An 11,880-nucleotide genomic window follows, 5' to 3' on the forward strand; every position below is an offset into this window, starting at 1 on the left:
TTAGTTCGTATTTTTCGAAAATTAATCGCATATTTTTGCTTTTAACCTTCGGGATAATCGAATGGTCAATGTCACGTTAGCGCAATGGCGAATGCTCGCCGCCGTGGTCGATCATGGCGGTTTCGCGCGTGCCGCCGAGGCCGTGCACAAGAGTCCTTCCACGCTCAATCACGCGGTTCATAAGCTCGAAGAGCAGTTAGGTGTCCAGGTACTGGAACCCGTGGGGCGCCAGGTGCGATTGACCGAGGCGGGCGATATGTTGCTACGCCGCGCCCGGCAGTTGCTGGAAAGCGCCGAGGCTCTGGAAGATGTCGCCGGGCGCTTGGGCGAGGGACTCGAAGCCGAGGTGGTGATCGCCGTCGATCAGATCTTTCCGCCGGATGCCTTGGCGCATGCGTTGGACAGTGTCTCGCGTCACTATCCCCATGTTCGCGTGCAATTGCATGAAACCGTGCTCAATGGCGGTGTCGAGATGCTCTACGATGGACGAGCCGATCTAGTGGTGTCTGGCATCGCCGCCCAAGGTTTTCTGGGTGAGCCATTGGTCAATGTGGAGTTTTTGGCTGTTTCGCATCCCGAGCATCCCTTGCAGCACCTGGGGCGTGAGCTCGACCTGCGCGACCTGGAACAACATCGTCAATTGGTGGTGCGAGATTCGGCGCTACGTCAGTCGATGGATGCGGGATGGCTCAAGGCCGAGCAACGTTGGACGCTTAGTCATTTGGTGACATCGGTCGACATGCTGTGCCGTGGCCTGGGGTTTGCCTGGATGCCGACGACCCGTATCCGCGAGGCATTGCGAATGGGAGCGCTTGCCCCGTTGCCCCTGGCGCTGGGGGGACGTCGCGAAGCGCCTATGCAGTTGATCTTTCGTGACCGGGACCGTGCTGGGCCAGCCACACGGGCGCTCGCGGCGGCCCTGCACGAAGCGGTAGCGAATTGCTGCGATGAGCATTCGATAGAAACGAACGGTTAGGCCGCTTTAATGCGCTTGAGCGTCGACTCAATCGTTCTATGCTGGGCGGCATCGAGGGTGGCCAAGCGCCTGCCACCCGTTCAATAAGCATCAAGACTGGTGTGGGAGAACAGAGATGGGACTGTTGATCGACGGCCGTTGGCACGACCAGTGGTACGACACCAAGAAGCACGGCGGTGAATTCGTTCGCGAGTCCGCCCAGTTGCGTGACTGGGTGACGCCGGACGGTGCGCCAGGGCCGCAAGGCCAGCCGGGCATCGCGGCCGAGAAGGGACGCTTCCATCTATATGTCTCGCTAGCCTGTCCGTGGGCGCATCGCACCTTGATCATGCGCAAGCTCAAAGGGCTCGAGGACTTGGTCGGGGTCTCATATACCAGTCCACTGATGCTGGAGCAGGGCTGGTCCTACGCCACCGATGAAGGCTCGAGTGGCGATCCACTCAATGGCGTCGACTACCATCATCAGCTCTATACGCTGACCGAGGCGCATTATACCGGGCGTGTGACGGTGCCGGCGCTGTGGGACAAGCGTGAAGGGCGTATCGTCAACAACGAGTCCGCCGATCTGGTGCGCATGTTGGGCGGGGCATTCGATGACTTGACCGGTAACCGGCGGGATCTTTACCCGGTAGATCTCCGCGAGACCATCGATGCCGTCAACGCCGATGTCTATGACCACATCAACAATGGTGTTTACAAGGCCGGCTTCGCCACGCAGCAGGCGGTCTACGAGAAACACGTCACGGCATTGTTCGACGCGCTCGAGCGGCTCGAGTCACGGCTCGACACCCAGCGTTATCTTGCTGGTGAGTGGCTGACCGAGGCGGACATCCGGCTGTTCACCACTTTGATTCGCTTCGATGCCGTCTATCACGGACACTTCAAATGCAATCTCCGGCGTATCGAAGACTATCCGAATCTGTCGAATTATCTGCGCGAAATCTACCAATGGCCAGGCATTGCCGAGACGGTGAATTTCGATCATATCAAGCGCCATTACTATTATAGCCATGACATCATCAATCCGACGCGCATCGTTCCCAAGGGGCCGGTACTGGCGCTGGAACGTCCCCATGACCGCGAGCGGTTGCCGGGGCGGGGCATTCGTGGCGCTTAGATCGATGTCTCAGCGCCGCTGCTGAGCACGTGTCAGCCAGCGATCGAGCGCATTGGCGAAGGTCCGTCGTTCGACGTCGCCATAGGGTTTAGGTCCGCCTGTATGCTCGCCGCTGGCGCGCAGGGTTTCCATGAAGTCACGCATCTGTACTTGGGCGCGAATGCTGTCGCGGGTCAGTGCTTCGCCACGATTGGTGATGACCTCGGCCTCGCGCGCCAACGCGGCTTCCGCCAAAGGTAGGTCGGCAGTGACAACGAGATCGCCTGGCGCCACTCGGTCGACGATGGCGTCGTCGGCGGCATCGAAGCCGCCGGGTACTGCCAGCGCGCTGACCCAGGCCGAGGGCGGCAAAGGCAAGCGGTGATTGGCGACGAAGTGCGTCGGAGTCTGGGTGCGCTCGGCGGCACGCACGATGACTTCGCGGGCATGGCGCGGACACGCGTCGGCGTCGATCCACAACGTTGGCATGGGGAAACTTCCTCGATAAGCGAGTAGGGCTTGGTAAACGAATAAAATTGGGCAAAGCCATTGGTCAATGGTAGTATGCCATCTCCTCGCATGTGTTGACCCCTCCATCCTGTATTCGTCCCTGTGCGATGTGCCTTCCACCCAACGTGGATAGAGCCTAAAGGACGTTTCTGCGCAAGGCGCATTGCCCGCTCGCTTCGAGCTGGCCGTGAGAGCGCTTGCCGCATCGATGGCGCGCCACGACGCGTAAGGTCGCCACAGCTGCCGCGTATGCGGCAGGACGCAGGTGCTGCGACCGGCGCCTTTTGTTTCGATGCCCCAGGCCGAGCGGCCGATGGGCAATGAAGGCGCCTTGAATTTTTCCGCCGGTTCGCTCCGGCTATCCAAGGTGTGACATGACCACGACTCCCGCTGCCTCGCCGACTTTCGCCGAGCTTTCGCTGCCGTCTGTTCTTCTTTCTACGCTCGAATCATTGGGATATGAGACGCCCTCACTGATTCAGGCTAAAACCATTCCCGCGCTGCTTGAAGGGCGCGATGTGCTGGGCCAGGCCCAGACCGGTACGGGCAAGACCGCTGCCTTTGCCTTGCCGCTGTTGTCGCGTCTCGATCTCAAGCGTCGTGAACCGCAAGTGCTGGTGCTTGCGCCGACGCGTGAGCTGGCACAGCAGGTTGCCGCTTCTTTCGTCCAGTACGGCCGTGATCTCAAGGGGCTTGAGGTTCTCAGCCTGTGTGGTGGTCAAGAGTATCGCGAACAACTCAGCGGGTTGCGCCGTGGCGCCCAGGTCATCGTGGGCACGCCGGGACGCGTGATCGACCACCTCAACCGTGGCAGCCTCAAACTCGACGGCCTCAATGCGTTGGTGCTCGACGAAGCCGACGAAATGCTGCGCATGGGCTTCATCGATGACGTCAAGCGTGTGGTCTCTGACACGCCGAAAGAGGCACAGCGCGTATTTTTCTCCGCGACCTTGCCCAATGAAATCTCGCGCATCGTCGATCATTACCTGGTCGATCCGCTCAGGATCATGATCGAAACCAAGACCAAGACGGCTGAAGGCATCGAGCAGCGCTTGGTGCGTATCGAAGGTGGCGCCAAGCTGGAGGCGCTATCGCGCTTGCTCGAGGTAGAACCGGTGGACGCCGCTATCGCCTTCGTGCGTACACGTGCCGCCTGCACCACGCTGGTCGAGCAATTGTTGGCGCGCGGCGTGAACGCGGCGGCGCTGTCCGGCGATCTGGATCAAAGCCTGCGCGAGCGGACCGTCGATCGCCTCAAGCGTGGCAAGGTCGATGTCCTCATCGCCACCGACGTCGCCGCACGCGGTCTCGACGTGCCGCGTATCACGCACGTTTTCAACTACGACCTGCCGCAAGACGGCGAGGCGTATACCCACCGCATCGGGCGCACGGGGCGCGCTGGACGCAAAGGCGTGGCGATCACCTTCGCCGGTGGCCGCGAGCAGCGCCGCGTACGTGATATGGAACGTGTGACCGGTCAACCGATGCAGGAAGTCGAGCTGCCCGATGAGTCTGTCATCCGTGCCCATCGCGACAAGCTTTTCCGTGAGCGCGTGCTGAAGACGTTGGAACAAGGCACCGACTATCAGCGCGAGCTGATCGAAGGCTTGGCCGACGACGGTTATGATCCCGTGGACCTGGCGTGTGCCATGGCCAGCATGGCGCGTTCTGGCGAGGCTCCCATCGGTCGCTTGCCGAAGCCTGGCGAGCGTCGCCCCGCTCGCCAGGGAGGTGGTCGCGACGAAAAACCCAATCGTCGTGATCGTGGCCCAAGCGCTGGTATGACGCGTTACCGCGTGTCGGTGGGTCATAAGGATGGCGTCAAGCCCGGCCAATTGGTGGGTGCATTGGCCAATGAAGGCGGCATCGACGGTGGCAAAATCGGCCGTATCGACATCCGCAATGCCTTCTCTGTGGTCGAATTGCCGAGTACGCTGCCGACCGCTGTGCTGTCGCGTATCGGCCAAGCGCGTGTCGCCGGCCGCCCGCTGGAGATTGCCGAAGATCACGGCTCGACGGAGCGTGCCCCGCGGCGTCAACGTGAAAACGGAGACGCTCCTCAGCGGAAGCGCTCGCAAGCGTGATCTAGCCGCTAGCGGCTCACGCGCGCCGCTCGTCAGGTGACGAGCGGCCATGAAAAACGCCCCATGGCAATGTTGCTGCCATGGGGCGTTTTGCGTTGCTGATGGCCCTTGTCCGGAAGGGCTCAGGCACATCAGGAGGGAACGTTTATCCCTCGCGCTTGCCGTCGACGAGACGCTTCAGGCCGAGGCTGTTCGCTTCCTTGAGTGCCTCGGGAAGCAGCGCATCAGAAAGGTTCTGATAGCACACCGGACGCAGGAAGCGGTAGATCGCGGCACTGCCCACAGAGGTGGTGCGTGAATCGGTCGTGGCAGGGAAGGGACCACCATGAACCATGGCATGGCATACCTCTACACCGGTCGGCCAGCCATTGGCCATGATGCGGCCCGCTTTGCGTTCCAGTGTGGGCAGCAGACTTGCGACGGTGTCGGTATCGCCCTCGTCCATCTGCAAGGTGGCGGTCAACTGGCCTTCCAGTGCTTCGGCCACACGCTTCATCTCGTCCATGTCGCTGCAGATCACGACCAGAGAAGTGGCACCAAAGACTTCTTCCTGCAGCGATTCATCGGCCAGCACATCGGCGCCTTGTGTGGTGAAGAGGCCGGCCTGGCACTGGTTCTCGCCTTCGCCGGTAAGGCCGCGACTGACTTCGTTCACCTTGGCGTTGCCCGCCAGCTTGGCGACGCTTTGCTCGTAGGCTGAATGAATCCCAGGCGTCAGCATGGTATTCGCAGGCGTGTCCTTGAGCGCCTTGCCGGCTTCCTCGATGAAGCTATCCAGTGCCGGGCTCTTGAGACCGATGACCAGGCCCGGGTTAGTGCAGAACTGACCCGCTCCCATGGAAAGAGATCCAACGAAGGCTTGGGCGAGGTCGGTGCCGCGTGCCTCAAGCGCTTTGGGCATCAAGAATACGGGGTTGATGCTGCTCATCTCGGCATAGACCGGGATCGGCTCGGGGCGCGATTGCGCGGCTTGTTGCAGCGCCAGGCCACCCTTGCGCGAGCCGGTGAAACCGACTGCCTTGATGTTGGGATGCTTGACCAGCGAGGTACCTACTTCGTAACCGGCATCGAAGAGCATGGAGAACACGCCTTCAGGCATGTTGCACTTCTTGGCGGCGCTTTGGATGGCGCGTGCCACCAGCTCGGAGGTGCCGGGGTGCGCTGAGTGAGCCTTGACGATTACCGGGCAGCCCGATGCCAATGCGGATGCGGTATCACCACCGGCCACGGAGAAGGCTAACGGGAAGTTGCTGGCGCCGAAGACCGCGACCGGTCCCAGCGGAATGTGGCGCTGGCGCAAGTCGGGGCGCGGCATCGGCGTACGCTCGGGCAATGCCGGATCGACGCGTACATCGAGCCATTCACCGGCACGCACCACATTGGCAAAGAGGCGCAGTTGGTTGCAGGTACGTCCACGCTCGCCTTCGAGACGTGCGACCGGGAGGCCACTTTCGCTCATGGCACGTTCGATCAGGCCACCGCCCAAGTGTTCGATTTCCTCGGCGATGGTTTCCAGAAACTTGGCCCGTTCCTCCAGTGAGGTTTCCCGATACGCATCGAAGGCGTCCCAGGCGAGCTGACAGGCGCGCTCGACCTGCTTGCCATCGGCACTGGGAAACTCGGGTGGCAGAGTCTCACCATTAGCGGGATCGACCGCCTGGAAACTAGTGCCGGGTCCGGCTGCGATGTCTTGTCCGATGATCTGTTTGCCTTCCAATATCATGCTTGCCTCCTGGCATTGATGGGCATATATGAGACATGGCGACGCTGAGCGCTAGAGTCAAGGGGCGTTAAGTCGCACCGATGTTGCGGCGTGACCCCGTGGCGTCGCGTGCGCCTCCCATGTCATCGAGAGTACTGTTTTGAGTGGATGTCATGGCCAGGCGCAAAGTTTCAGTGGCAGGCCATGTTGGTGTTGAAAAGCCGACCGTCAAGCGCCGGGACGCTGTCGTACGAGATAATTCAGCAGAGCGCCGCTACCGAACTGCCAAGGTCGAATGCGGTCGCTGGTGTCGACGCGATTGACCAGCGCCCCGAGTGTGGGGGTGGCGATGGTCACCACATCTTCGAGGTGGTGAGTGAAGCCGCTACCTTGGGTATCACGATCCTGGGTCGGGGCGAATAATGTCCCCAGGAACAGCATGAAGCCGTCCGGGTACTGGTGATGCGTCCCCAGTGTTTGGTCGACGAGATCGAGCGGGTCGCGACTGATTTGATTCATCGAGCTCACCGCATCTAGGTGAAAACCATCCTCGCCGCGGACATCCAGGGTGACTTCCAGGGCGCGGACACTGTCGATGTCGAAGTCGTCATCGAACAGGCGCACGAAGGGCCCGATGGCGCAAGAGGCGTTGTTGTCCTTGGCCTTGCCTAGCAACAGGGCACTACGTCCTTCGACATCGCGCAGGTTGACATCATTGCCGAGCGTGGCGCCACGTACTTGGCCGCGCGAGTCCACCGCCAGTACGACCTCGGGCTCGGGATTGTTCCACTTCGAGGCCGGGTGAATGCCGACCCGGTGTCCTAGACCCACCGCCGACATGGGCTGCGATTTGGTGAACACTTCGGCGTCGGGCCCGATGCCGACTTCCAAGTATTGCGACCAGACGTCGAGCTCCACCAGCTTGGTCTTGAGGGCCTCGGCCTCGGCAGAACCCGGCGTCAGCCGGGAAAGGTCGTCGCCGATCAGCGAGGTGACGGTCTCGCGCAATGTCGCGGCCTTCTGGCTATCGCCGCGCGCCTGCTCCTCGATCACCCGCTCCAGCATCGATGACGCGAACGTTACCCCGCAGGCCTTGATCGCCTGCAGATCGCACGGCGCCAGAAGATGCCAGGTGGCGGGGTCGCCCTCGGCGTCGAGCGAGGCCTCCAGGCAATTGCTAACCGTGAGGAGAGGGGCATCCGGTGCTTGGGCGATGCGTGTTGCTAGATCGTCGAACTCCAGCAGGGCGCTGAAGGTGGGGGCCAGCGCGCTGATATCGTGCAGCATGCCGTCACGCACGGTGACTAGGCGAGGACCTTGCGCATCGGGGTCCCACACGCGGCCGATCAAGCGATCGTTGCCGGCATCTTGGGGGAGAAACGGGTGAAATTCATTCATGGGAGCGCCCTTGGGTTCGTCGCATCAGGCGGTAAATGTTGAACATAGTGCTTACATGTTCAACATAGACTTTGGTATACCCCCTGCAATCTGCCCCAGGCGCCCGAGCTATTGGGATGGGGGGTGATCGATGCTGTCATCTCGCCGTTCATGAGATAAAAATGCATTTTAATCAGTGTCCTGACGTCTCATTTTGGTATTGCACCTAAGTCGCGATGCCTGGTGCTGGAAGGGGTGGCAAAAGATAGATATTATTTTTGATACTTTTTTTTATATCAAAGAAGGTCGTTTTTGACATTATTCGGTTATTGAAGGGGGCGTTTATGGTGTTGGCAACGCTAATGCGAATGCCACGAGAAGGAGCCCTTGATGAGCCAGTCCCCCCGCCGACTGCGCAGTGCCGAGTGGTTCGGTACTGCCGACAAAAACGGATTCATGTATCGCAGCTGGATGAAGAACCAGGGCATTCCCGACCATGAATTCCAGGGCAAGCCGATCATCGGCATCTGCAATACCTGGTCGGAGCTCACCCCCTGCAACGCACATTTCCGCAAGCTCGCCGAACACGTCAAAAAAGGGGTGCTCGAGGCGGGCGGTTATCCAGTTGAGTTTCCGGTGTTCTCCAATGGCGAGTCCAATCTGCGACCCACCGCGATGTTCACCCGCAACCTGGCGAGCATGGATGTCGAGGAAGCCATTCGCGGCAACCCGCTCGATGCCGTGATCTTGCTGGTGGGCTGCGACAAGACCACGCCGGCGTTGCTGATGGGCGCGGCGAGCTGCGACATTCCCACGCTCGTGGTCACTGGCGGCCCGATGCTCAACGGCAAGCACGAAGGCAAGGACATCGGCTCGGGAACCGTCGTTTGGAAGCTCTCCGAGGAAGTGAAGGCTGGCAAAATCTCGCTACACGATTTCATGGCCGCCGAGGCGGGCATGTCGCGCTCCGCGGGTACCTGCAACACCATGGGTACTGCCTCGACCATGGCCTGTATGGCCGAATCACTGGGCACCTCGTTGCCGCACAATGCGGCGATTCCGGCGGTCGATTCGCGCCGTTATGTACTGGCTCATCTGTCTGGCAATCGCATCGTCGAGATGGTCCACGAGGATCTCAAACTCTCCAAGGTGCTGACCAAGCAGGCCTTCGAGAACGCCATTCGCACTAACGCGGCCATCGGTGGTTCGACCAATGCGGTCATTCACTTGCAAGCCATCGCCGGACGCATCGGGGTCGACCTGACGCTGGATGACTGGACGCGCATCGGACGCGGCACGCCGACCATCGTCGACCTGCAGCCCTCGGGTCGCTATCTGATGGAAGAGTTCTACTATGCCGGCGGCTTGCCAGCCGTGTTGCGGCGTCTTGGCGAGGCCGACCGGCTGCCGCACAAGGATGCTCTGACCATCAACGGCAAGACGCTGTGGGAGAACGTCCAGGACGCGCCGCTTTACAACGACGCCGTGATTCGCCCCCTCGACACGCCATTGCGCGAGGACGGCGGCATGTGCGTGATGCGCGGTAATCTCGCGCCCAACGGTGCTGTCCTCAAGCCTTCCGCGGCGACGCCGGAATTGATGACGCACCGCGGCTGTGCCGTGGTTTTCGAGAATTTCGATGACTATAAGGCGCGCATCAACGATCCCGATCTCGATGTCACCGCTGACGACATTCTGGTGATGAAGAACTGCGGGCCGCGCGGTTATCACGGCATGGCCGAGGTCGGCAACATGGGGCTGCCGTCCAAGCTGCTCGAGCAGGGTGTCACCGACATGGTGCGGATCTCCGATGCGCGCATGAGCGGCACGGCGTATGGCACCGTGGTACTGCACGTGGCGCCGGAAGCCGCGGCGGGCGGGCCGCTGGCCGCGGTTCGCAATGGCGATTTGATTGCCCTCGATGCCTATGCCGGCACGTTGCATCTGGAGGTCGACGATGCCGAGCTTGCTGCACGCCTGGCTGAGGCGGACCCCACCGCCGAGTCGACGCGCATCGCCAGTACCGGCGGATACCGCCAGCTCTACATCGAACACGTGCTCCAGGCAGATCAAGGCTGCGACTTCGACTTCTTGGTCGGCTGTCGTGGTGCAGAGGTACCGCGGCACTCGCACTGAGGGCTTGGACTAACGAAAAAGAGCGTACGCAAAACGAGAAGGCGGCCATCGGGCCGCCTTCTTGCGTTGGGGTGTTGCTCGGCGTGTGTCAGCGAAAGATCTACGCCTATCGGAGTATGTTGAACATACTCGCAATATGTTTGACTTACATAGGAGCCGATTGTTCTTTCGAGAGGAGATAACCCGATGTCCGCCGACAATCGCCGCATGACCCCCGATCAACTGCGTTCGCGCTGGTGGTTCGACAACCCCGAGCATCCGGGAACCACCGCGCTGTGCATCGAGCGCTACATGAATTACGGCTTGACGCTGGAGGAGCTCAAGAGCGGCAAGCCGATCATCGGCATCGCGCAGTCGGGCTCCGACTTGACGCCTTGCAATCGTCATCACATCGATCTGGTGAAACGCGTCAAGGATGGCATCCGCGCCGCCGGGGGCGTGCCGTTCGAGTTTCCCCTGCATCCCATCCATGAAAACGTGCGTCGGCCGACGGCAGCGCTGGATCGCAACCTCGCGTACCTAGGGCTGGTGGAGGTCCTTCATGGTTACCCGCTAGACGGTGTGGTGCTAACCACCGGCTGTGATAAGACGACACCCGCCTGCCTGATGGCGGCGGCGACGGCCAACATTCCGGCGATCGTGCTCTCCGGCGGCCCCATGCTCAATGGCTGGCGCGGCACCCAGGAACGCGTGGGCTCGGGTACCATCATCTGGGAACTCCGCAAGCGTCTCGCGGCGGGGGATATCGGCTACGAGGAATTCCTGTCCCGCGCCACCGATTCGGCGCCTTCCGTTGGTCACTGCAACACCATGGGCACCGCTTCGACGATGAATTCCATGGCCGAGGCGTTGGGCATGAGCCTGCCCGGTTCGGCGATGATCCCGGCGCCCTACAAGGAGCGCTCGATGGTCGCTTACCAGACCGGGACGCGCATCGTCGACATGGTGTGGGAAGATCTGCGCCCGCTGGATATCATCACTCGCGAGGCCTGCGAAAATGCCATCGTGGTGTGTTCGGCGCTAGGCGGTTCTTCCAACGCGCCGGTGCATATCAACGCCATCGCCCGTCACGCGGGGATCGAGCTGACCAACGACGATTGGCAACGCCTTGGGCACGAGATTCCACTGCTTGCCAACGTGATGCCGGCGGGAATCTATCTTTCCGAGGAGTTCCACCGGGCCGGTGGCGTGCCCGCGGTGCTCAGCGAGTTGATCAAAGCGGGACGTCTGCATGGCGATGTGCCGACGGTCAATGGCAAGACATTGGCGGAGAATACGGCCGGGCGTGAAACCCTGGACGACGATATCATTCGCCGCTATGACAACCCGCTGGTGGAAGAGGCCGGCTTCATCAATCTCAAGGGCAACCTGTTCGATTCGGCGTTAATGAAGACCAGCGTGATCGCCAGCGACTTCCGGCAGCGTTTCCTGAGTCAGGCCGATGATCTGGACGCCTTCGAAGGCAAGGTGGCGGTATTCGACGGCTCCGAGGATTATCATGCACGCATCGACGATCCGTCGCTCGAGATTGATGAAAACACCATCCTGATCATGCGCGGTGCCGGACCAATCGGCCATCCGGGCAGTGCCGAGGTCGTCAATATGCAGCCGCCAGAGGCGTTGATACGTCAAGGTATCGAATCGCTGCCGTGCATCGGTGACGGTCGTCAGTCGGGGACCTCGGGCTCGCCCTCGATCCTCAATGCGGCACCTGAAGCTGCCGTGGGCGGCGGCTTGGCACTACTGGAAACGGGGGATCGAATTCGTATCGACCTCAAGCGCGGCGAAGCCAATCTGCTGGTCGATGATGCCGAATTGTCACGCCGTCGCCAGGCGCTGGAGTCGCGTGGCGGTTATATCTACCCGGTGGACCAGACGCCTTGGCAGGAAATTCAACGCGGCATGGTCGAGCAGCTCGATCGTGGCATGACGCTAGGCCCTGCCACCAAGTACCGCGACGTCGCGCGTAAGAGCCCGCCCCGCGACAATCACTGAGTAC

The 11,880-nt window shown here is 61.1% G+C and carries 8 protein-coding genes; 5 read left to right on the forward strand and 3 right to left on the reverse strand.

Features of this window, described 5'->3' with window-relative positions:
- The first annotated feature begins 61 nt into the window (after window positions 1-61).
- Window positions 62-976: a LysR family transcriptional regulator gene (locus tag L1075_RS08430; protein WP_040244173.1), complete on the forward strand. Its 915-nt coding sequence runs from the start codon at window positions 62-64 to the stop codon at window positions 974-976.
- 115 nt (window positions 977-1,091) lie between these two features.
- Complete coding sequence (locus tag L1075_RS08435) at window positions 1,092-2,093, forward strand: glutathione S-transferase family protein (protein WP_246941354.1); 1,002 nt, start codon at window positions 1,092-1,094, stop codon at window positions 2,091-2,093.
- A gap of 9 nt (window positions 2,094-2,102) precedes the next feature.
- Here the strand turns inward: L1075_RS08435 and L1075_RS08440 are convergent, their stop codons facing one another.
- Window positions 2,103-2,561: a YaiI/YqxD family protein gene (locus L1075_RS08440; RefSeq protein WP_246941355.1), complete on the reverse strand. Its 459-nt coding sequence runs from the start codon at window positions 2,559-2,561 to the stop codon at window positions 2,103-2,105.
- A 395-nt stretch (window positions 2,562-2,956) separates the two neighbouring features.
- Between L1075_RS08440 and L1075_RS08445 the strand changes: the two genes are divergently transcribed.
- Window positions 2,957-4,666, forward strand: a complete 1,710-nt coding sequence (locus tag L1075_RS08445) for a DEAD/DEAH box helicase (RefSeq protein ID WP_246893853.1) — start codon at window positions 2,957-2,959, stop codon at window positions 4,664-4,666.
- A 145-nt stretch (window positions 4,667-4,811) separates the two neighbouring features.
- On the opposite strand, the gene L1075_RS08450 is transcribed toward L1075_RS08445, so the two are convergent.
- Entirely contained in the window at window positions 4,812-6,389 is a 1,578-nt protein-coding gene (locus tag L1075_RS08450; RefSeq protein ID WP_246941357.1) for an aldehyde dehydrogenase (NADP(+)), read from the reverse strand.
- 207 nt (window positions 6,390-6,596) lie between these two features.
- Complete coding sequence (locus L1075_RS08455) at window positions 6,597-7,766, reverse strand: fumarylacetoacetate hydrolase family protein (protein WP_246941359.1); 1,170 nt, start codon at window positions 7,764-7,766, stop codon at window positions 6,597-6,599.
- Window positions 7,767-8,135: 369 nt separating this feature from the next.
- Between L1075_RS08455 and L1075_RS08460 the strand changes: the two genes are divergently transcribed.
- Both L1075_RS08460 and L1075_RS08465 read left to right on the forward strand, forming a co-directional pair.
- A complete protein-coding gene (locus tag L1075_RS08460; protein ID WP_246941361.1) occupies window positions 8,136-9,881 on the forward strand; it encodes an IlvD/Edd family dehydratase in 1,746 nt (581 codons plus the stop codon).
- A 186-nt stretch (window positions 9,882-10,067) separates the two neighbouring features.
- The gene (locus L1075_RS08465) at window positions 10,068-11,876 is read left to right on the forward strand and encodes an IlvD/Edd family dehydratase (protein WP_040244161.1); all 1,809 of its coding nucleotides are present in this window, start codon (window positions 10,068-10,070) and stop codon (window positions 11,874-11,876) included.
- The last annotated feature ends 4 nt before the right edge of the window (window positions 11,877-11,880 follow it).

The organism is Chromohalobacter beijerinckii, assembly GCF_023061185.1.
GTDB lineage: Bacteria > Pseudomonadota > Gammaproteobacteria > Pseudomonadales > Halomonadaceae > Chromohalobacter > Chromohalobacter beijerinckii.

What these genes read in the sequence shown, in the direction of transcription:
- L1075_RS08445 (WP_246893853.1), top strand. Translation starts at nt 2,957, where the DNA reads ATGACCACGACTCCCGCTGCCTCGCCGACTTTCGCCGAGCTTTCGCTG.
- L1075_RS08455 (WP_246941359.1), bottom strand. Translation starts at nt 7,766, where the DNA reads ATGAATGAATTTCACCCGTTTCTCCCCCAAGATGCCGGCAACGATCGC.
- L1075_RS08450 (WP_246941357.1), bottom strand. Translation starts at nt 6,389, where the DNA reads ATGATATTGGAAGGCAAACAGATCATCGGACAAGACATCGCAGCCGGA.
- L1075_RS08465 (WP_040244161.1), top strand. Translation starts at nt 10,068, where the DNA reads ATGTCCGCCGACAATCGCCGCATGACCCCCGATCAACTGCGTTCGCGC.
- L1075_RS08430 (WP_040244173.1), top strand. Translation starts at nt 62, where the DNA reads ATGGTCAATGTCACGTTAGCGCAATGGCGAATGCTCGCCGCCGTGGTC.
- L1075_RS08440 (WP_246941355.1), bottom strand. Translation starts at nt 2,561, where the DNA reads ATGCCAACGTTGTGGATCGACGCCGACGCGTGTCCGCGCCATGCCCGC.
- L1075_RS08435 (WP_246941354.1), top strand. Translation starts at nt 1,092, where the DNA reads ATGGGACTGTTGATCGACGGCCGTTGGCACGACCAGTGGTACGACACC.
- L1075_RS08460 (WP_246941361.1), top strand. Translation starts at nt 8,136, where the DNA reads ATGAGCCAGTCCCCCCGCCGACTGCGCAGTGCCGAGTGGTTCGGTACT.